Source organism: Leifsonia sp. 1010, assembly GCF_031455295.1.
Lineage (GTDB): Bacteria > Actinomycetota > Actinomycetes > Actinomycetales > Microbacteriaceae > Leifsonia.
On the sequence record NZ_JAVDSL010000001.1, the window covers coordinates 788742 to 808560 of the forward strand.

The following is a 19819-nucleotide window of genomic DNA, read 5'->3' on the forward strand; positions in this document are numbered from 1 at the left end:
AGGGGCAGGAGCCAGAACCATGACCGACACATCCGCGCGAACACGGACCCTGCGTGCCGTGGTGGCCGACGACGACGTCTTCACGGCGTCGATGGTCGCGTCCGCCCTTCGCTCCACCGGGATCGAGACCTCCCAGGCGACCAGCGCGGCGGACGCCTGGGACATCATCGCCGAAGTCGAACCGAACGCCGTGGTCACCGACCTCGATTTCGGCGGCGGCGACTCGGGCGCTGAGCTGCTCTGGCGGGTGCATCGCGAGCAGCCGTGGGTCGGCCTCGTCGTGCTCACGTCACACCTCTCCCCGCAGCTGGCGGTCGGCGACGGCACCCTCCCGCCCTCGGTCGTCTACCTGGTCAAGTCGCAGGTGAAGGACGTGGACGTGCTGGTCGCCGCGGTCGATGCCGCGATCGTCGGAGGCGAGCACCAGCTCGCCGAACCGGACGACGACGTCCGCACGGTCACGCGGGCGCAGGCGGAGGTGCTGCGCCTCGTCGCCTCCGGCGCATCCACCCGGCGCATCGCCGCCGAACGCGGAACGAGCGTCCGCGCAGTCGAGACCATGCTCGGCCGCCTCTACACGGCGCTGGGAGTGGATGCGGACGAGCAGGCCAACCCGCGGGTGACGGCCGCGCGCCTGTGGCAGCAGGGGCGCGTGCGGATCCGCTAGCGGCCGGTCACCAAACGCAGCATCCGCCGCAGCACACTCTCATGCGGCTCCGCCGTCGTCTCGTCGGTCGGGGCATCGTCGTTCTCCGCGAAGCCCGAATAGCCGCAGTCCTCGCAGACCAGGAGGTCGCGGTGCACGGCCAGTCCGGCGCCGTAGTAGGGGTTGCTGACGAGTCGGGCCACGCCGCGGCACTGCGGACAGCTCGCCTGACGCATCGCCCCTCCTCCCGTCCGTCCCATCATGCGCCCGCCGCAGCGCCCGATCGGGCCCATCTGTTCGGCTCCCGAACGTCTTCGGCGTGCTCTCACCCCCCTTCCGGGGGCATACCGGTGACGGTCCGATGAACAGCGGGTGAAGCCGGGGACGACGCGCGGGAGCCCGCTTCTAGGATCGCTGACGCCGGCCCGTCGCCGGCGTCCATCCCCCACAGGAGTCCTGCCCCGATGTCGACCCGCGCCCGGCTCGCCGCCTTCTTCGCGGCGCTCGGAGCGCTCGTCGTCGTCGCGACGATCCTGACGATCGCGCTGCGGCCGGTGGCCGTCGCGCCGAATGCGCCCGACGTGTTCGACATCACCGCGGGGATGGACGACTGCGGGCGTGGATGGGGCGAGAGCGGCGCCCCGAGCGGCGCGGCCGCCTCCGGTCGGACCGTGCCCGGGGGCGACCAGACCTTCACCGTCACCAACACGACCGTCGGCGGCATCGAGGTCTACGTGCAGGCCGTCGACAGCAAGCGCGTCTACCTCGACCTCGAGAGTCTCGGCTCCGGCGCCCATGCCACCGCACGCGTCACCCTCGGCGCCGGCCGCTACCGGTTCGTCTGCCTGCCGGCCGACGCCGACCCCGTCCACGGGCCCGTCGTCACGGTCGGGAAAGCGCCGCCGGGTTCGCCGCTCACGCCCGGCATCGTGCCCGTCACACGCACCGATCTCATCCCGGTGGCCAAGGCGTACACCACCTGGGTCGCCTCCCGGCTGCCCGCGCTCCGCCAGCAGGTCGCCGCCGTCGCGGCCGACGCCGAGGAGGGCGACTTACCGGCCGCACGACGCGACTGGCTGACGGCACACACCACCTACGAGACGCTCGGCGCGGCGTATGACGCCTTCGGTGAGCTCGGCGACCAGCTCGACGGGCTCCCGCGCACAGATCCGACCGGTTTCCACCTCGTCGAATCGCAGCTCTGGCACGGGGATGCGGCGGCGACGGTCGCCGCATCCGCCCGCGACCTCCTCGGCCTGGTCGACCGGCTGCAGACCGCGTTCGCCGGCGTCCAGCTCGACCCCGGCGATGTGGCGCTGCGGGCGCACGAGATCGTCGAGGACGCCATCCAGGACACCCTGACGGGTGCGACCGACGCCGGCTCCGGCACCTCGCTGGCCAGCGTCGACGCCGAGCTGACCGGCGCCGAGCAAGCGCTCGCGCCGCTGGAACCGGTGCTGACCGGGCGATACGAGCAGCTCGGTGACACGCGGGCCGCCCTCGCTGCCGCCCATGCGGTCGTCGAGGCCCACCGCGCTCCCGACGGCACCTGGACGCCGCTCGGCCAGCTCAGCCGGACCGACCGGGAGCAGGTGGATGCGGCACTCGACCGTGCCGCGGAACTGCTCGCGCCGGTCGCCGCCATCTGCGACCCGAGGAGGGACTCATGACGCCCATCGACCGCCGCGGCTTCCTCCAGGCGGGTGCCATCGGAGCGGCCGGCGCCGCCGTCGCTGCCGGGGCGGGCCTGACGGCCGACGCACGAGCCGCGGCCGCCTCTCGGCCGTCAGCCGCCCATCCCGCCTCTCTCCCGTTCCACGGGCAGCACCAGCAGGGCATCCTCACCCCGCCGCAGCGCGAGGCGTCGTTCGTCGCACTCGACGTCACCGCCGCATCCCGGGCCGAGCTCGCCGACCTGCTGAAGACGATCACCGAGCGCGCGCGCTTCGTCACCACGGGAGGGACACCTCCCGACCCGGGGCTCGTCGCGCCGCCCCGCGACTCGGGTGTGCTCGGACCGACCGTCGTCCCCGATTCGCTGACCGTCACGCTTTCAGCCGGCGCCTCGCTGTTCGACGACCGCTTCGGGCTGGCCGCGCGGAAGCCCGCCCGGCTGCGGACGATGGACGAGTTCCCCGACGACGCCCTGCGGCGCGAGGTCTGCGACGGCGACCTGCTGCTGCAGGTGTGCGCGGCCGACCGGGACGCGGTCACGCACGCCGTCCGCGAGATCGCCCGGGCGACGCGCGGCGCGATGCAGGTGCGCTGGCGGCAGGACGGCTTCGTCTCGCCGCCCCGCCCCAGCGGCACGCCGCGCAACCTGATGGGGTTCAAGGACGGCACGAGCAACCCGGACACCGGAAACGCCGCCGAGATGGCACGGCTGGTCTGGGCGAAAGCCGGCGACGAGCCCGCCTGGGCGGCGGGAGGCAGCTACCACGTCGTCCGCGTCATCCGCATGCTCGTCGAGTTCTGGGACCGCGTGAACCTGCACGAGCAGGAGAACATGATCGGCCGGCGACGCGACAGCGGCGCCCCGCTCACGGCCTCCGCCGAGTTCGACGACCCGCACTTCGAGAACGACCCGACCGGCGACGTCATCCAGCTCGACGCCCACATCCGGCTCGCCAATCCGCGCACGAAGGACACCGACGACCAGCGGATGCTGCGCCGCGCCTACAACTACGACGGCGGTCTCGACGCCAACGGCAACCTCGACATGGGCCTCGTCTTCGTCGCCTTCAACCAAGACCTCGACCGGCAGTTCGTCACCGTCCAGAAGCGCCTCGCCGGCGAACCGCTCACCGACTACATCCAGCCCTTCGGCGGCGGCTACTACTTCGCGCTCCCCGGAGCCCGCGACTCCTCCGACTGGCTCGGGCGCACCATGCTCGCCTGACCAGTGGAGGCCGCCCGTCACGACCGTGCCGGGATCAGTGAAACAAGGAAGAAGGAATCGTGTTCAGACCCTCCCGTCTGCGCCGCTCCCCGGTCGCCCTCGCGGGCGTCGCGCTCGCCGGCGCGGCCGCCCTCGCCGGCGCCGGAATCCTCGCGGGTGCGCCCGCGGTCGCCACGGCCGGCGGCTCGCACGCCGACCACTCCGCCCAGACCCTCACCCCGATCAAGCACCTCGTCGTGATCTTCGACGAGAACGTCTCGTTCGACCACTACTTCGGGACCTACCCGAATGCCGCGAACACCGACGGGACGCCGTTCCAGGCGTCGCCGCGCACCCCGCGCACCGACACCCTCGCGTCCTCCGGCACGCTGACGAACAACCCCAACCTGTACGCGCCGAAGCGGCTCACGTCCGCTCAGGCGGTCACGTGCGACCAGAACCACAGCTACGCCGCCGAGCAGGCGGCCGTCGACGGCGGGAAGATGGACCTCTTCGTCCAGAAGACCGAGAGCGACACCTGCACCGGCGCGTACGGGGCACCGGGGCTCGTCATGGACTACTACGACGGCAACACCGTCACCGGTCTGTGGAACTACGCCCAGAACTACGCCATGAGCGACAACAGCTGGGACACCACGTTCGGCCCGTCCACGCCCGGCGCACTGAACCTCATCTCCGGCCAGACGCACGGCGGCACCGCGTACGACCCCAAGACCGGGGCCGTGCTCACCGCGTCCACGGCCATCCAGTCGCCCGACGCCACCGGCGTCGGAACGGTGATCGGCGACCCCGACCCGGCCTACGACGACTGCTCGGACAACGACCACACGTCGTCCTCCGCAGTGGTCGGCATGTCGGGCCGCAATGTCGGCGACCTGCTCAACGCGCGCGGCGTCAGCTGGGGATGGTTCCAGGGCGGATTCACGCCGACCACGGCCTGGAACGGTCAGGCCGGTTCGTACGCCAAGTGCGACGCGGTGACGGCCAACATCGCCGGCGCGACGCCGAAGGACTACTCGCCGCACCACTCCCCGTTCCAGTACTACAAGTCGACCTCGAACCCGCACCACCTGCCGCCGACCTCGGTGAAGGCGATCGGGCACACCGACCAGGCGAACCACCAGTACGACCTGACGTCGTTCGACGCGGCGCTGAAGGCGGACAACCTCCCGGCCGTGTCGTTCCTCAAGGCCCCGGAGGCGCAGGACGGCCACGCGGGATACTCCGACCCGCTGGACGAGCAGAAGTTCCTGGTGAACGAGATCAACGCCCTCCAGAAGTCGGACAGCTGGTCGAGCACCGCGGTCGTCGTCGCCTACGACGACTCGGACGGCTGGTACGACCACGTCGCGCCGAAGGTCGCCAACGGGTCCGCCGACCCGGCCGTCGACTCGACGGTGTGCACGAGCGTGAAGCGCACGCAGGGCGGCTACGCCGATCGCTGCGGGCCGAGCCAGCGCCTCCCGATGCTCGTCATCTCGCCCTGGGCCGCCCAGAACCGCGTCGACCACACGCCGGTCGAGCAGACCAGCGTGCTGCGGTTCATCGAGAACAACTGGCTGACCGGACGCATCGGCGACGCCTCGTTCGACACGCGCGCCGGATCGCTCGGCGGGATGTTCGACTGGTTCCACCCGCAGCAGCGGGAGGTGCTCCTCGACCCGGCGACGGGTGCGGTCAGCTCGATCGTCCCCACCCGCCCGCACTGGCCGACGCCTCCGCGCGGCGGTTGGTCGGCGCAGCCGTAACGCCACCACGGAGGGCGGTTCGCAGCCTGCGGGCCGCCCTTCGTCGTGCGTGGCTGCGGCGGGGGCGGTGCCGTCAGGCGATGGCGCCGCGCAACAGCTCGTCGAGCGACAGCGGGCGTCGGCCGGTCACGCGCTCCACATCGTCGGTGACGCCCGCGAGCTCGCCCGCCGCGATCGCCGTGTAGGTCGAGACCCAGGCGTCGACCTGCCAGTCGGGGGCGTTCCACTTCGCGCGCGAGGCATACGCCTCGGGGATGGTCTCGTCATGGAACGAGACCGCCCGGCCGGAGTGGGCGCTGAGCTTCTCGGCGACCTCCGCCAGCGTGAGCTCCTCGGGACCGGTCAGATCGTAGGTGACGTCGGCATGGGCCGATGGATCCTGCAGGGCCACGGCCGCCACCCGGGCCACGTCAGCACGGGCGACCATCGCCGCCCGGCCGTCACCGGCGGGCCCGCGGATGACGCCGTCGTCGCCGACCAGGAACTCGGCGAAGTCGAGGTACAGGTTGTCGCGCAGGAACGTGTGGCGCATTCCCGACGAACGGATGCGCTGCTCGGTCGCGTAGTGGTCGCGGGCGAGCGTGAAGGTCGCGTCCGGCGCCGCCCCGAAGAACGACGTGTAGACGATGTGGCCGACGCCCGCCTCCTCGGCCGCATCCACGAAGGCCAGGTGTTCGCCCAACCGTTCGGCGTTCTCGGCGGCGGACACCATGAGCAGGGTCTCCACCCCGTCGAGCGCGGAAAGGACCGCCTCGCGGTCGCTGTAGGTCGCCGCGGCAACAGTCGTCCCGGGATAGCGCGGGGCCCGTTCGGGAGACCGCGCGAGCATCCGGAACGGCACGCCGGCGTCGGCGAGGAGGTCGGCCGTCATCCGCCCGACGGCGCCGGTGACGCCGGTGACCGCGAGCGCGGGAAGGTCGCCGCTCATCTCAGCGCCCCAGCCGTTCATCCAGCCAGTCGAACATCCGCTGCTCGGTGAGCGCGCGGGCGAGCGGCTGGACATGGAAGTCGGCGCCTTCCGCCTCGGTGAACTTCACGAGGGTCGAGACGCCCGGCGTCAGCGATGCGAGCTGCTCCGACTGCCCCGGCCAGAACTGCTCGTGCTCCGGATCGGTGATGAGCAGTGGAGTGGTGATCCGGCCGGCGACCCCGGTGACGTTGTACTGCAGCACGGCGCGCATGGTCTCGGCGTAGCCGGTGGTGCCGTACGGCCGCGCGCGGAACTTCCAGGTGTACGCGAGCTCGTGCGAGAACTTCATCCCCAGCTGCATGTCGCGGTCGAACTTCTCGTCCTGCCCCTCGTCGAGCAGTTTGCGCATGTTCGCGGGGAGGTGCTCGGTCCAGGAGGTCGAGACGTCCACCACTCCCGGGTCGGCGATCGCGGCCGCGAACCGGTGCTCGAAGGCGAGAGCACGCGGCACCCAGTACCCGGCTTGGCTGATCCCGTAGAGGGCGATGCGGTCGGCGTCGACGCCGTCCTGGGTGCGCACGAAGTCGAAGACGGGGGTGAGGACGGCCTCCCAGTCCGGCCGGAACGGCACGTTCCGCTCGAACAGCATCGACTGCTGCCCCGGCCCGTCGAAGACGAGGGCGTGATAGCCGCGCGCGAGCGCTCCCGAGACCGCCGACGACCACAGGCTGGTGAGCGCCCCGTCGCTGCCGTTCACGACGACCAGCAGCGGGCGATCGTCGCCCGCCGTGCCCGGCGCGCGGAACAGGTAACCGGGCAGCGTGGTGTCTTCGTAAGGGATCTCGACGCGCGCGATATCGCGATCGACGAGGTCAACCCATCGGTCCCACGCAGCCCTGTGCTTGCGGAACGTCGGCAGCAGCTCGTCCTCTGTCGGCAACGAAGCGACGGCGTTCAGGGCCGTGGCGTAGTACGAGGCAGCCCGCAGGTACGCGCCGGCGGCACTCACCGCATGACCGGCCGAAGCGGACGCGTCCGCCTGGGCGACGATCCGGTCGCCGAGGGCGAGCCAGGCGCGGAACCAGCCGTCGTGGTCCTTCTCGCCGACCCCCTCGACCGCGGCGAGCACCTCGCCGATGTCGGCTGCACCGCTGAAGGCCTGACCGATCGTGGTGCGGATCTCGAAGTCGAAGTCGGCATTCCCGGAGAATCGGAACTCATGCGTTCGCGCCATGCCACCAGCCTGGCCGCAGGCGGGCGCGATCGCCAGCCCTCGCGTGGGGCACATGCGGTCGATGGATGCGTCGCCTAGTCGATGAGGCCGAGTTCGACCAGGCGGCGCAGCACCTCTCTTCCGGCCGGCGGGCAGCGGTCCGCGTCGGCGCTGGTGGTCCAGTGGATGGAGTCGACCTCGGCAGACGGAGCCGGCTCTTCGTCGGTCGTCGCACGGAACACGCGCATGTGCACCTGTCGTCCGTCCGGCTCACCATGCGCCTGCGTCCGCACCTCGAAGAGCTCCTCCAGGTCGTCGGGCGCCAGGCGGAGCGCCACCTCCTCGAATGCCTCGCGGGCGGCGGCTTCCGCCGCGGTCTCGCCCGCATCCACTTTGCCGCCCGGCATGTAGTAGACGTCGCGGCGGCGGGCGGTCACCATGAGCACGGTCCGGTCGCGCACGACCGCGACGGCGGACACGATGAGTGGAGCGGAGGTCACCCCTCCACGCTAGCGAAGGCGGCGGCGGTCGCCGTCACCCGGCCTCGGCCACCTGCTTCAGGTTGCGGAGGCCCCTCTCGAAGTCGCCGCCGACGAGCTTGTCGAGGTTGACGAACCGCGTGTAGAGCTTCTGCGGCGTCTCCATCCGCCAGATCACCCGCGTTGCGTCGCCCTCCGGCTCCAGCACGAACCGCAGCTCGTTCGACGACCGGAAGGGCCGGGTGAAGTCGAGGTGGATGCCCACGCCGGTGTCGTCCACGGCGGTCACCCGCATCGCGCCGGCGCCCGCCTTGCGGTTGCCGGACCAGGTGTACGTCGATCCGATTGCGCCCGGCTCGCCCGAGTAGTCGCGCTTCAGCTCCGGATCCATGTCCTCCCACGGCGACCACTGCGTCCACTCGGGCAGCCGCGAGAGCAGCGGCAGCAGCCGCTCCCTGCCCGCCTGGATGCGTTCGGTGCGTTCGACGACGACGGTTCCGGCCATGCGCTGACCCTAGCGCTCGGGTGCCTGCAGGAGGAAGCGTTCCGGTGACCGACCGGACGTGCCAGGATCGGGGGCGTGACCGGCCGAACGATGCTGCTCGACAGCGCCTCCCTCTACTTCCGCGCGTTCTACGGCGTGCCCGACACCGTGAAGGCGCCCGACGGGACGCCGGTGAACGCCGTGCGCGGGTTACTCGACATCATCGCGAAGCTCGTGACCGACTACCAGCCGGATGCGCTCATCGCCTGCTGGGACGACGACTGGCGGCCGCGCTGGCGGGTCGACCTCATCCCCAGCTATAAGGGGCACCGCGTCGCACAGCTGGTCCCGGGCGGTGTCGACGTCGAGGAGACGCCGGAGGCCCTGGTGACACAGGTGCCGGTCATCCGCGAGATGCTCGACGCCGTCGGCATCCCGATCGTCGGTGCGGCGGAGCACGAGGCCGACGACGTCATCGGCACCCTCGCGACGACGACCGAGGGGCCCGTGGATGTGGTGACCGGCGACCGCGACCTGTTCCAGCTCGTCGACGACGAGCGCGAGGTCCGCGTGATCTATACCGCTCGCGGCATGAGTAACCTCGAGCTCGTCACGGGCGACGTCGTTCAGAGCAAATACGGCGTGAGGGCCGACCAGTACGCCGACTTCGCGGCCATGCGCGGCGACACCTCGGACGGCCTCCCCGGCGTCGCCGGCATCGGCGAGAAGACCGCGGCCGTGCTGTTGTCGGAGTACGGCGACCTCGCTGGGATAGTCGCGGCGGCGGCGGATTCCTCCAGCGGCATGAAGCCGGCGGCCCGGGCGCGCTTCGCGGCGGCGGTCGACTACCTGGCGGTCGCCCCGCGGGTCGTCGAGGTCGTCCGCGACCTGCCCCTCCCCGAGGTGGATGCGCGACTCACGGCACCGAGCGACGAGCAGCGCGAAGCGCTCAGCGCCCTCTCCGAGCGGTGGGGGCTGGGCGGTTCGCTCGACCGGCTGCTCACGGCGCTGGAGCGCTGATCGCGTTCACGCCTCCGAGGTCGGCTCCCAGCGCCACAGCTCCCGCTGGGCGAGCAGCGCCAGCTCGCGCAGCACATCGAGGTCTGCCTCGCCGTCGGCCTGCTCCCGTGGCGCGCGACCGAACACGCAGAGCGCTCCGATCCGCGTGCCGTCGGGGGCCTCGACCGGATAGCCCGCGTAGTACCGCAGACCCGCCGGTCCCGTGACCAGCGCATTCCCGGCGAAACGCTCGTCCTCGACGGCGTTCGGCACGATCATCCCGTCGGGCGTCTGGATGGTGTGGATGCACGCCGACTGCTCGATCGGGATGGACTCGAGCACCGATCCGGTCGACGCCAGCGGCCACTCCCGTTCGTCGTCGAGCACGGTGAACATCGCGATCTCCGTGCCCAGGGTGCGTTTCGCCGTGCCGACGATGCCCTCCAGCCGGGCGTCCCCGCCGTGGCGGCTCAGCTTGAGGCGCTCGATCGCCTCGACCCGCTCGGCGCCCTCCGTGGCCGGGGCCGTCCGCTCCGCGGCGCACTCCTGCAGCGAGGGCGCCAGAGCATCGACGATCTGCCGGGCCCAGAACAGGTAGTCGCCGGGCGTGCGGTGCCGTCGACCGTCCACACGCGGGGGCGCTGACAGCGCGACGTACAGGCTCCCCGTTTCGGCGCATGCCGCGCGGGCGATCGCGTTGAGGCGCTCGGCGTGCGCCTCGGCCTGCATCCCGGCCGGCGTGTCGTACGGGCGGATCGAGCGGATCGGTTGCGCGCCCAGCCACAGCACAGAGCGGGGGCCGCGCTGGTGCACGTCTGCGAGCAGACGCCGGAGCCGCCTCCCCCACCGGCGCGGCTCGGCGAACCGGAGCGCGTCGGCGACGGCCGCGCTGAGCACGACGGCGTCGTAGCGGTCAACGTCCGCCGCACCCACCATCCGCTTCAGACGGCGAACTCCCGCCGAGGGATGCGGCACCACATCCACCACGGCGCCGCGATCGGTCACGGCGGCGAGCGAGCGGGCGACCGCCCCGGGAAGAGCGAGATCGTGACTGCCGACACCCCAGCCGACCACCGGCCCGGAACCGATCAGCAGGACGCGCAGCGGACGGCGCCCGGCGACGGAGCCCTGGCGTCCGTCGAGCGGACGCACCAGCCGCGAGCGGACGGCGGCGACACGCACCAGCCGCGCGCGCCTCGCGAGCCGGCGCGGCAGCGACACTCGTTCGTCGTCCACCTCTCGACCGTATCCCGCGCGCTGCCGGCAGCCGCAATCGGCTCGGCGCGCCCTGTTCGCTGGGCGACGCGCTCGGCGGAAAGGGAGGCGGACGGCCGGCGACACGCCAGCGGGGCCCGGAAACGGAGGAGGATGCGCGGGCCCGGTCGCGCATCCTCCTCCCGTTCAGCCCGCTACGGCAGGATGTGGCCCGCCGACGTGAACAGCCGGTACCACTCCTCGCGCGTCAGCGGGATCTCGGAGCCGGCCGCCGAGTCGCGCATGCGCTGGTCGTTGGTCGTGCCGAGGACGACCTGCATCCCCGCCGGGTGGCGCGTGATCCACGCGACCGCGATCGCGGTCGGGGTCACGTCGTACTTCTGCGCGAGCTCGTCGATCGCGTCGTTGAGCTCGGCGTAGTTCTCGCGGTCGCCGAGGAAGACGCCGTCGAAGAAGCCCTTCTGGAACGGCGACCACGCCTGCAGCACGATGTCGTGGAGGCGGGCGTAGTCGAGGATGCCGTTGTCGCGCGAGATCGACTGGTCGAGGCCCGCCATGTTGGCGGCGACCCCCTGCGCGATCAGCGGGGCGTGAGTGATGCTGAGCTGCACCTGGTTGGCGATGAGCGGCTGCGAGAGCGACCGCTGCAGCAGCTCGATCTGGCCCGGGGTCTGGTTCGAGACGCCGAACGCGCGCACCTTGCCCGCGCTCTGCAGCTCGTCGAAGGCGAGGGCGACCTCGTCCGGCTCCACCAGGGTGTCCGGGCGGTGCAGCAGCAGGATGTCGAGGTAGTCGGTCTTCAACGCCTCCAGCGACTCGTCGACGGAGCGCAGGATGTGCTCGCGGGAGAAGTCGAAGAATCCGTCGCGGATGCCGACCTTGGACTGGATGACGACCTGGTCGCGCTCGGCGGCGGGGATGGCGCCCGCGTCGCCGAAGCGGCGCTCGCAGCCGTGCCGCTCGGTGCCGTAGATGTCGGCGTGGTCGAACATGGTGATGCCCTCGTCGCGGGCGGTGCGGACCAGCGTGCGGATCTGCTCGTCGTCGAGGGACGAGATGCGCATCAGGCCGAGAACGATGTTGGAGGCGGTGATGTCGGTTCGGGGGAAGGTGAACGTCTTCATGCCTTCCATCTAACCCCGCGTCAACCCCCTGCCTAGCGCGGTTTTCCGCGACTACCGTCGGCGAGGCTAGAGAAGGAGCCCCCGATGACCATGACGCCCGATTTCCACGTCGCCGTCGACGACTTCGCGCAGGAGACGGCGCTGGGTCGCCGTCCCTCCACTCGGTCGGGGTACATCGTCCACGCTCTGGGCCGCGACTTCCGGGTCACCGACGAGATGGCGCGCATCTTCCTCAACCAGGTCGAGCGGGTGGCGGCGACCGACGCCTCCGCTCTGGTGGTGCTCCGTCACGAGGCGGGCGTCGAGCTGCTGCTCGTCACCGACGACAACTCGTTCTCCATCCGTACGGTGTAGCCGGAAGCGGGTGGCGCGCCCGTAGGCTTCCAGGCGTGGGTGCGGAGACGGACGACGGCGCCGATCGGGCTGCGGTCGAGCGCATTCGGGCGGCGATCGCCGTCGCTGTCACCACGCTCACCGAGGCGAGGGCTCGCCAGGAGGCGTTGGCGGAGTACGTGCCCGCCCGCCGTCAGTTCCTGATCCAGCGCGAGCCCGTGCTGCGCGGGATCGGTAGCGTGTGGCGTCTCGGTGTCTTCCTGCTGGATGCGGACGGCATCCTGCGGGCCACCGGGACTCTGGTGCGGGCGACGCCTCCGGGGCGTCCGCAGTACCAGTCCCGGTCGGCGGAGGAGCGCCGGGCGTTGCGGGCGGCGGCAGCGCGGGGGCGGTTCCGGAACGGTGAGACGGTGAACTTCGACGCGCCGGTCATCCCGCTCGACGCATCCACCCTCCGCGCCTCGACGGGCCCGCTGTTCATCCGTGACGGTCAACCGCTGGTGCGCTGGAGCCCGGCAGCCGACGACACGGATGCGCGGGACTTCGGCGCATACCTGAGCGAGCGGGTGGACCTGCTGGCCCACCCGCCCGAGGGAGCCTGACTCAGACGGCCGGCGAAGCGGTGCCCGAGGTCGAGCCGGAGCCGGTGGAGCCGGAGCCGGCGGAGCCGTTCCCGCTCTTGCCCGTGACCTCGTCGATCTTCGAGGTCGCCTTCTCGGTGACCTTGCTGACGGTCTCGCTGACCTTGTCGCCCACGTCGGAGGCGGCACGTCCGGCGAAGTCCTTGACGTCGCCCTTCACGTGCTGCACGGTGTCCGAGTCGGCGAAGCCGCGCCACTTGCGGCGCATGTCCTCGTACGCACCGCGCCCGGCGCGCGACCCGATGATGAAACCGACGGCGACTCCTGCGGCAAAGGTGATGATCTTCATGGCTCGCACCGTACGCGCGGCTTCGCGACCGCGACAGGGGTCGACGGCGAGTGCACAATGTGACCGTGGCCGGACAGTGGGTGGATGCCAGCACGGCGATCCTGGTCGAGGGCGCCAGTGACCGGGCGGCCGTGCTCGCCGCCGCCCGCATCCTGGGCGTCGACCTCGCGTCCGACGGAGTCGCGGTCGTGCCGATGGGCGGTGCGATGAGCGTTCGCCGATTCGCTGCGGAGCTCGGCGGGGACGCCGGCCTGCGGCTGCGCGGACTCTGCGACGCCGCCGAACTTCGCTTCTTCCAGCGCGCCGGCCTCGACGAGGGAGCCGTGTTCGTGTGCCGCCCGGACCTCGAGGCAGAGCTCGTGCGCGCACTGGGGCATCGACGGACGGAGGACGTGCTCGAGCGGGAGGGCGACCTCCGGCTGTTCCGGATGTTCCAGCAGCAGCCGGCTCAGCGCGTGCGGTCGCTCGACCAGCAGCTGCACCGGTTCTTCGGAACCACCTCGGGCCGCAAGGAGCACTACGGCGCCGTTCTGACCTCCGCGCTGGCCGCGCACGAGTTGCCCGCGCCGCTCCGCGGCGTGATCGGGGCCGGCCAGTAGGGTGGGCGGATGCCCGAGACGACCGACCCGGCCCTGCTGCAGCGGCTGAAGGACCTGTTCGAGGCCAGGGACCGCGACGACATGGCGCCGACGATCGCCGCGCTGCGCGCCGTGCTGGCCGAGCATCCCACCGATCCGCACGTGCTCTACGAAGTCGGCGGCGCCTACGACACCGCGGGCGAGGAGGAGACGGCCGCGGGATATTACGAGCGCGCCCTCGACGCCGGGCTCGCGGGCGACACCCTGCGGCGCTGCCTGCTGCAGTACGGCAGCACGCTGCGGAACCTCGGCCGGTTCGACGAGTCGCTCGCGGTGCTCGACCGGGCGCGGGAGCTGTTCCCCGAGTCCGAGTCCGTGCTGGTGTGGCATGCGCTCTCGCTCCACGCCGCGGGCCGAAGCGACGGCGCGGTCGCGGAACTGATGGAGCTCGCCGCCGACCGCATCCAGACTCCGGACCTGCTGCGCTACGAGGCGGCGATCCGCGGCAACGCCGAGTACCTGCGGTCGCTCGACGCCGAGCGCTGACCAGGTCGGGTCGCGCGGTCAGGCGCAGTCAAGGCGCGAGGAGCGCTGCGATGACCAGCAGGGACGGCACGGCGAAGATCGTCGTGAACAGCACGATGTCGCGCGCGACGGGCATCCCGCGTTCGTAACGCGCCGCGAAGTTGTAGACGTTCTGCGCCGTCGGCAGTGCGGCGAGCGCGACCGCCGCGAACAGCGACTGTCCCTCCATTCCGAAGACGAACCTGGCGACCAGGAAGGCGAGCAGCGGCATCACCGCCGACTTGAGCGCGACGGCCACGACGATCGGTGTGCGGCTCGTCCCCGCCTCCAACGGCTTCGAGCCGACGAGCGACATCCCGAACGCCATCAGCACCAGCGGCACCGCGGCACCGCCGAGCAGCTCGAACGGCTGGTAGACGGCATCCGGCAGTTGGATCCCGCTCACGTCGACGAGGATGCCGAGCACCGATGCGATGATCATCGGGTTGCGGATCGGCTGGGTCAGGATGGAGCGCACCGACATCGTCCCGCGGCTGGTGGTGTCGAGGATCGTGAGGGCGATCGGCGCGAAGACGATGAGCTGGAGGAGCAGCACGGGCGCGACGTACGACGCACTGCCGAGCACGTACACGGCGACCGGGATGCCGATGTTGTTGGCGTTGACGTATCCCGCGCCCAGCGCTCCGATCGTCGTCTCCGGGGCGGGCGACCGGAAGAACGCACGGGACAGCGCGACGAACGCGCTGGCCGAGGCGACGGCCGCGATCGCAGCGACGAGCAGCTGGGTCGAGAACACCACCCGCAGGTCCGCGTGGGCGAGCGTGACGAACAGCAGAGCGGGATTCGTCACGAAGAACGCGATCCGATTCAGCACGTACGGGGCGGTCGGACCGCCGATCCGCAGCCGCCCGGCGACGTACCCGACGAGGATCACGAAGGCGATGATCCCGAACCCGGTCAGTACGCCGCCCACCGGTCAAGCGTACGGGAGGGTGCGCCGCCGATCGAGTTGACGCAACGCGCCGTCGCCGACCGCCGCGCGACGGCGTGTTGCGTCAACCCGTCACGCGCGACCGCGCCGCGAAGACAGGGTGACCCGCACGGCGAGCGCGACCAGCAGCACAAGCAGCGCCGCCGCGAACGCGGTGATCGCGACCGGCGCCGAGACGAGCGAGCCGGTCAGGCGCGAGACGCCGATCCAGGCGAGGCCCCACGCCGCCGCGACGGCCGGGGCGAAACGGCCGCCGTCCCATACCGCCAGGATGCAGCCGATGACGGCGAAGACCGCGAGGAGGGCGATCGCCCAGGCATGCGGGTTGCCGCCGAAGCCGTCGAACCCGGCCACCTGAAGCAGCGAGGTGATGTTCGCGACCGTCGCCACCATGACCCACCCCAGGTACAGGCCCATCACGCCGTCGAGGAGCACCGCGTCGGCAGTCGAGTCGCCGGGGTGGCGGCGCAGCACGACGAACGCGGCGATGAGCACGACCAGCAGCGCCACGATCGCGACCACCGAGAGCGCCAGCTGCCCGGCTTGCACGGAGAGGATCCACGCGGCGTTGAGCAGCAGGGAGGCCAGCACCCAGAACCCGGCTCGACGCTGACGGTCGCGCGCGGCCTGCGACGGCAGCGCCTGCCAGATGGCGTAGGCGACCAGCCCGCCATAGATCACGGACCAGATCGCGAACGCGGGTCCGGCGGGGGCCAGCAGGGTGGCGTCCGCGCTCAGGGCGCCGCCCGCGACTTTGGGGATGGGCGTTCCCCCGGCGAAACCGGAGCCGACCACCGCACCGATCAGCGCCACAACCGTGCCGGCGATGACGAGGGATTGGCGGACGCGGTCGGCCGGCATGGGCCGCGCGGCGGCGAGCGTGCTCATGCCACGCACGGTAGTCCTGTCGCCCGCGGCGGTGAAGGGATGCGCCCGCCGGCGCTACGCGGACGGCGCGGACGCGACGACCACCGTCGCGCCCAGGTCGTCGTCCGATTCGATGCGCGACGTGAGCCCGGCAGCTGCGAAGAGGGCGGCCGAGACGGCTGCCTGCTTCTCCCCGGCCTCGATCAGCAGCGTCCCGCCCGGTGCGAGCCAGTCCGCAGCCTCCGCGGCGATGCGGCGGTGGATGTCGAGGCCGTCCGCGCCGCCGTCGAGCGCCATCCCCGGCTCGTGGTCGCGCGCCTCCGGCGGCATGAGGGCGATCGCCTCCGTCGGGACGTAGGGCGCGTTGACGGCCAGCACATCGACGCGGCCGCGCAGCTCGGAAGGGAGCGCCGCGAACAGGTCACCCTCGAAGACACGGTCGGGAGCGACGTTGCGCCGCGCGCATGCGACGGCGACCGGATCCAGGTCGGCGGCATACACCTCGGCGGCGGGCGCGCGGTCGGCGACGACCGCGCCGATCGCACCGACACCGCAGCACAGGTCGACCACGACGGCGGCGCCGGACACGGCGACCGTGGCCGCGGCGAGATCGGCCGCGCGCCCGGCGAGCAGTTCGGTGCGCCGCCGCGGCACGAAGGCCCCCGGGGCGACGTGGAGGCGGAGCCCACCGAACTCGACCCAGCCGAGCAGCGGCTCGAGCGGCTCTCCGGCGACACGACGCGACACCAGGGCGTCGAGTTCGGCGGGCGAACCGGCCGCCTCGATCAGCAGGCGCGCCTCGTCTTCGGCGAAGACGCATCCCGCAGCCCGCAGGCGCGCGACGATCCGGGGGTCGGGTTCGGTCACGCGGCCATGCTAGCTGCGCCCGTCAGTACGGGCGCTCGGAGAGCAGCCGCGCCAGGTGGGCGGCGTTCTTCGCCACGACGGCGTTCGCGCTCGCCACGGCCTCCGGGGTCTCGTCGAGGTCCTTGTAATCGACGGTCTGCATCGCCTCGCCGTTCCAGTACGTCGCGCCCTGCGACGGGATGCTGAAGCCGACGTCGTTGAGCCCCTGGAAGAGGTCGGCGATGATTCCGTGCGCGCCGTCCTCGTTGCCCACGACGCCGACGATGCCCACCTTGCCCTCGACGAGCGGTCGGCCGGCGTCGTCCGTCTCCGACAGCTCGGCGTCGAGGCGCTCCAGCGCGCGCTGCGCCACCGACGAGAGGTGTCCCATCCACGTGGGCGTGACGATGAGCAGGATGTCGGACGCGATGATCTGCTCGCGGATGTGTGGCCACTGGTCGCCATCGCCCTCGTCGAGCTCGACACCGGGCTTGATGTCGTAGTCGACGAGGCGCACCGCGGTGCCGGTCACGTCGTGGGTCGCCAGCTCGTCCAGAAGCTGGCGGGCGAGGAGCTGGCTGCTCGACTCGCTCGGCGACGGCTTGAGCGTGCAGACGAGGGCGAGCGCGGTCAACGGTCTGGTCTGATCGGTCATTCCGCGAGTGAACGCGCATGGCCCGGCGACCGCAAGGCCGCCCTGCAAGCCTTGACCTTTTCCCCAGGTGATCGTATGGATTGGTGATGAAGCGCATCCATTATGCGAGCGGTTCTCTCCTCACCGGAGACGACATCGCCGACGTCATCGTGCGCTTCGCCGCCGCGCTGGCCCAGAACAACGCCGCCGCCGAAGTGCGTGCCCCCGTGGTTGTCGACGGGGGCGGGCACGGGGAGGTCCTGCTGCTGCTCGGCCCGGCCAGCCAGATGCTGGCGGAGGACGCGGAGTACTCGGGTACGGAGTTGCACGACCAGCCGTTCGTCGACGAGTTCGAGCACAGGATCGCGGCGCTGGCGCCGCAGCGGGCGACGTACGTCGAGCACGGCACGGACGAGGTGCCCGACGTCGATCTCGACCTGCTCTGACCGCAGCCGATACAGAGTCGGACTGGCACAACGCGGGGGGCCGCGTACTATCGGGCAGGAAACGACGACCGGGAGAGGTAAATGCAGGTGTTCCACGTCTACATCGACGACCTGAGATTCACCTTCGTCGACCGCGCACCGGTCGAGGAACTGAAAGCCCGGGTCGTCCAGGCGAGCAGGAACGACGGCGACTTCGTCTCCATCTCGCAGTCCAGCAGACCTCCGAGTGAGATCTTCGTCACCGCGCAGACGCGCGTACGGATCGAGACCGCCACGATCCCGCGCGACCCCGTCGCCTCCGGAGCCACCGCCGGGGAGGACGACGACGACGCGTTCTGGTTCGACTTCGACTCGCTGGCCTGAAGTCAACCGCTTCCCACGGCGTCCTCGACGGGGGATGCTCGTCTCATGCCGCCGACGACGTCCCTCTGGCTCGAGACCTCCCCGCACATCCCGACCGACACGTTCGAGTGGGATGGGCACTACGACACGATCGTCGTCGGCGCCGGCCTGACCGGCCTCGCCACCGCCCTCATGCTCGCCCGCTCGGGGATGCGCGTCCTGGTGCTGGAAGCCCGCACCGTCGGCGCGGTCACGACCGGCAACACGACCGGCAAGGTCAGCCTGCTGCAGGGGACGACGCTCTCGTCGATCCGCCGCCACGCCTCCGAGGCCGTGCTGTGCGCGTACGTCGACGGCAACACGGCGGGCCAGGGCTGGCTGCTCGACTTCCTCGAAGAACAGGCCGTCCCCTACGAGACCCGTGACGCCGTCACCTACGCCACGACGCTCGACGGCCTGGACAAGCTGGATGCGGAACTCGCCGCCGCACGTGTAGCAGGCCTCGACGCCGTGGAGGAGCGGACCACCGAGCTCCCGTTCGTCGTGGAGGGAGCCCTCACCCTCGGCGGGCAGGCGCAGGTGCATCCGCTGAAGGTGCTGGCCGCGCTCGCCGCGGAGTTCCGACGGCTCGGCGGGCGGATCGTGGAGGGCGAACGGGTCACCGACGTCTCGGCCGCGAAGCCGGCCGTCGTCACCAGCACCTCGGGCACATCCCGCGCCGACCAGGTCATCATCGCGACCGGGACGCCCATCCTCGACCGCGGCCTGTACTTCGCCAAGGTCGAACCGACGCGCTCATACGTCACCGCCTTCCGTGTGCCGGGCGACATCCCGGAGGCCATGTACATCTCCGCCGACTCGCCCACCCGCTCCCTCCGCACCGCGACCGCGGCGGACGGCACCCGTCTGCTCCTCGTCGGCGGCAACGGGCACCCGGCCGGCCGCGCCGACTCCCCGGCCGAGAAGCTCGCAGACCTCACCACCTGGGCCGAGCGCACATTTCCCGGCGCGGAGCGGACCCACTGGTGGGCGGCGCAGGACTACCGGTCGGCAAACCGCATCCCCTTCGTCGGCTGGCTTCCCCGCGGCCGCGGCCGCATCTATTTGGCCACCGGCTACGACAAGTGGGGGATGACGAACGCCGTCGCCTCGGCACTGAGCCTCACCGCCGACCTGACCGGGGAGACCCTCGAGTGGGCGCGCGTGATGCACCACCGGGTCACCCGGCCGGCCGACATCGCGTCGGGCGTCGCAATGAACGCCGGCGTCGGCAAGGCCGCGGTGACCGAGTGGGCGTCCGCTCAGACGGGCCCGGAGGTCGGCGATGAGCCGGTCGCGGAGGGCACCGGAACCGTCGGCCGCCGCGGTCGCACCCCGGTCGCCGTGTCGACGGTCGACGGGACGACGTGCGCGCTCACCGCAGTGTGCAGCCACCTCGGCGGCGTGGTCCGATGGAACGACGCCGAGCTGTCGTGGGACTGCCCGCTGCACGGCTCGCGTTTCGCGCCGGACGGCACGGTGCTGGAAGGCCCGGCCACCCAGCCGCTCGCACCGGCTCCCGCCGTCCGGGCGCCGGAGACGACGGCCTGACAGGCGCGTCCGTCCTGGAT

At 71.6% G+C, this 19819-nt stretch carries 24 protein-coding genes; 12 read left to right on the forward strand and 12 right to left on the reverse strand.

Translation table 11 applies throughout. The annotated features are described in order from the left end of the window. Window positions 1–19 precede the first annotated feature (19 nt). Window positions 20–667: a response regulator gene (locus J2Y42_RS03745; protein WP_309855182.1), complete on the forward strand. Its 648-nt coding sequence runs from the start codon at window positions 20–22 to the stop codon at window positions 665–667. Here J2Y42_RS03745 and J2Y42_RS03750 read toward each other — a convergent pair. Further along, window positions 664–849: a hypothetical protein gene (locus J2Y42_RS03750; RefSeq protein WP_309855184.1), complete on the reverse strand. Its 186-nt coding sequence runs from the start codon at window positions 847–849 to the stop codon at window positions 664–666. The two genes, J2Y42_RS03745 and J2Y42_RS03750, sit on opposite strands and share 4 nt — an antisense overlap. A gap of 261 nt (window positions 850–1110) precedes the next feature. Here J2Y42_RS03750 and J2Y42_RS03755 point away from each other — a divergent pair, with 261 nt between their 5' ends. Genes J2Y42_RS03755 through J2Y42_RS03765 form a run of 3 tightly spaced genes read left to right on the forward strand, consistent with a single transcriptional unit; the run spans window position 1111 to window position 5293 of the window. After that, window positions 1111–2316: an EfeM/EfeO family lipoprotein gene (locus J2Y42_RS03755; protein ID WP_309855185.1), complete on the forward strand. Its 1206-nt coding sequence runs from the start codon at window positions 1111–1113 to the stop codon at window positions 2314–2316. Then, a complete protein-coding gene (efeB, locus tag J2Y42_RS03760; RefSeq protein WP_309855186.1) occupies window positions 2313–3545 on the forward strand; it encodes an iron uptake transporter deferrochelatase/peroxidase subunit in 1233 nt (410 codons plus the stop codon). The genes J2Y42_RS03755 and efeB overlap by 4 nt, the downstream gene beginning before the upstream one ends. Window positions 3546–3604: 59 nt before the next feature. After that, window positions 3605–5293 (forward strand): alkaline phosphatase family protein, encoded by a 1689-nt coding sequence (locus tag J2Y42_RS03765; RefSeq protein WP_309855188.1) that lies wholly within the window; start codon window positions 3605–3607, stop codon window positions 5291–5293. A 73-nt stretch (window positions 5294–5366) separates the two neighbouring features. Here J2Y42_RS03765 and J2Y42_RS03770 read toward each other — a convergent pair whose 3' ends face one another. From J2Y42_RS03770 to J2Y42_RS03785, 4 genes are all read right to left on the reverse strand, one after another. After that, window positions 5367–6221, reverse strand: coding sequence for an SDR family oxidoreductase (locus tag J2Y42_RS03770; RefSeq protein ID WP_309858010.1), 855 nt, complete (start codon window positions 6219–6221; stop codon window positions 5367–5369). 1 nt (window position 6222) lies between these two features. Further along, window positions 6223–7437, reverse strand: coding sequence for a prolyl oligopeptidase family serine peptidase (locus tag J2Y42_RS03775; protein WP_309855189.1), 1215 nt, complete (start codon window positions 7435–7437; stop codon window positions 6223–6225). 74 nt (window positions 7438–7511) lie between these two features. Continuing rightward, on the reverse strand, window positions 7512–7916 hold the full coding sequence (locus J2Y42_RS03780; RefSeq protein ID WP_309855190.1) for an NUDIX domain-containing protein: 405 nt from the start codon (window positions 7914–7916) through the stop codon (window positions 7512–7514). Between the two features lie 34 nt (window positions 7917–7950). Further along, entirely contained in the window at window positions 7951–8400 is a 450-nt protein-coding gene (locus J2Y42_RS03785) for an SRPBCC family protein (RefSeq protein WP_309855191.1), read from the reverse strand. Window positions 8401–8490: 90 nt separating this feature from the next. Here J2Y42_RS03785 and J2Y42_RS03790 point away from each other — a divergent pair, with 90 nt between their 5' ends. Then, a complete protein-coding gene (locus J2Y42_RS03790; RefSeq protein ID WP_396427147.1) occupies window positions 8491–9399 on the forward strand; it encodes a 5'-3' exonuclease H3TH domain-containing protein in 909 nt (302 codons plus the stop codon). A gap of 6 nt (window positions 9400–9405) precedes the next feature. Here J2Y42_RS03790 and J2Y42_RS03795 read toward each other — a convergent pair whose 3' ends face one another. Continuing rightward, window positions 9406–10614: a GDSL-type esterase/lipase family protein gene (locus J2Y42_RS03795; RefSeq protein ID WP_309855194.1), complete on the reverse strand. Its 1209-nt coding sequence runs from the start codon at window positions 10612–10614 to the stop codon at window positions 9406–9408. A 173-nt stretch (window positions 10615–10787) separates the two neighbouring features. After that, on the reverse strand, window positions 10788–11717 hold the full coding sequence (locus J2Y42_RS03800; RefSeq protein WP_309855196.1) for an aldo/keto reductase: 930 nt from the start codon (window positions 11715–11717) through the stop codon (window positions 10788–10790). An 84-nt stretch (window positions 11718–11801) separates the two neighbouring features. Between J2Y42_RS03800 and J2Y42_RS03805 the strand changes: the two genes are divergently transcribed. After that, a complete protein-coding gene (locus tag J2Y42_RS03805; protein WP_309855198.1) occupies window positions 11802–12071 on the forward strand; it encodes a TetR family transcriptional regulator in 270 nt (89 codons plus the stop codon). Window positions 12072–12106: 35 nt separating this feature from the next. Continuing rightward, the gene (locus J2Y42_RS03810; protein WP_309855199.1) at window positions 12107–12652 is read left to right on the forward strand and encodes a hypothetical protein; all 546 of its coding nucleotides are present in this window, start codon (window positions 12107–12109) and stop codon (window positions 12650–12652) included. A gap of 1 nt (window position 12653) precedes the next feature. On the opposite strand, the gene J2Y42_RS03815 is transcribed toward J2Y42_RS03810, so the two are convergent. Continuing rightward, on the reverse strand, window positions 12654–12980 hold the full coding sequence (locus tag J2Y42_RS03815; protein ID WP_309855201.1) for a hypothetical protein: 327 nt from the start codon (window positions 12978–12980) through the stop codon (window positions 12654–12656). 65 nt (window positions 12981–13045) lie between these two features. Here J2Y42_RS03815 and J2Y42_RS03820 point away from each other — a divergent pair, with 65 nt between their 5' ends. Beyond that, complete coding sequence (locus tag J2Y42_RS03820) at window positions 13046–13579, forward strand: TOPRIM nucleotidyl transferase/hydrolase domain-containing protein (protein WP_309855202.1); 534 nt, start codon at window positions 13046–13048, stop codon at window positions 13577–13579. Window positions 13580–13588: 9 nt separating this feature from the next. After that, window positions 13589–14104, forward strand: a complete 516-nt coding sequence (locus J2Y42_RS03825) for a tetratricopeptide repeat protein (protein WP_309855203.1) — start codon at window positions 13589–13591, stop codon at window positions 14102–14104. Window positions 14105–14132: 28 nt separating this feature from the next. Here the strand turns inward: J2Y42_RS03825 and J2Y42_RS03830 are convergent, their stop codons facing one another. From J2Y42_RS03830 to J2Y42_RS03845, 4 genes are all read right to left on the reverse strand, one after another. Continuing rightward, window positions 14133–15056, reverse strand: coding sequence for an AEC family transporter (locus J2Y42_RS03830; protein WP_309855204.1), 924 nt, complete (start codon window positions 15054–15056; stop codon window positions 14133–14135). Window positions 15057–15146: 90 nt separating this feature from the next. Continuing rightward, complete coding sequence (locus J2Y42_RS03835; RefSeq protein ID WP_309855205.1) at window positions 15147–15962, reverse strand: tryptophan-rich sensory protein; 816 nt, start codon at window positions 15960–15962, stop codon at window positions 15147–15149. Window positions 15963–16016: 54 nt separating this feature from the next. Next, on the reverse strand, window positions 16017–16808 hold the full coding sequence (locus J2Y42_RS03840; protein ID WP_309855207.1) for a putative protein N(5)-glutamine methyltransferase: 792 nt from the start codon (window positions 16806–16808) through the stop codon (window positions 16017–16019). A gap of 22 nt (window positions 16809–16830) precedes the next feature. Continuing rightward, window positions 16831–17442, reverse strand: coding sequence for an NAD(P)H-dependent oxidoreductase (locus J2Y42_RS03845; RefSeq protein WP_309855209.1), 612 nt, complete (start codon window positions 17440–17442; stop codon window positions 16831–16833). An 86-nt stretch (window positions 17443–17528) separates the two neighbouring features. Here J2Y42_RS03845 and J2Y42_RS03850 point away from each other — a divergent pair, with 86 nt between their 5' ends. The 3 genes from J2Y42_RS03850 (at window position 17529) to J2Y42_RS03860 (ending at window position 19799) form a co-directional block, all read left to right on the forward strand. Continuing rightward, entirely contained in the window at window positions 17529–17867 is a 339-nt protein-coding gene (locus tag J2Y42_RS03850) for a hypothetical protein (protein WP_309855211.1), read from the forward strand. Window positions 17868–17948: 81 nt separating this feature from the next. Continuing rightward, window positions 17949–18230 carry a hypothetical protein gene (locus J2Y42_RS03855; RefSeq protein ID WP_018192703.1) on the forward strand — a complete coding sequence of 94 codons (282 nt, stop codon included), beginning with the start codon at window positions 17949–17951 and terminating at the stop codon, window positions 18228–18230. A 45-nt stretch (window positions 18231–18275) separates the two neighbouring features. Next, entirely contained in the window at window positions 18276–19799 is a 1524-nt protein-coding gene (locus J2Y42_RS03860) for an FAD-dependent oxidoreductase (protein WP_309855214.1), read from the forward strand. The last annotated feature ends 20 nt before the right edge of the window (window positions 19800–19819 follow it).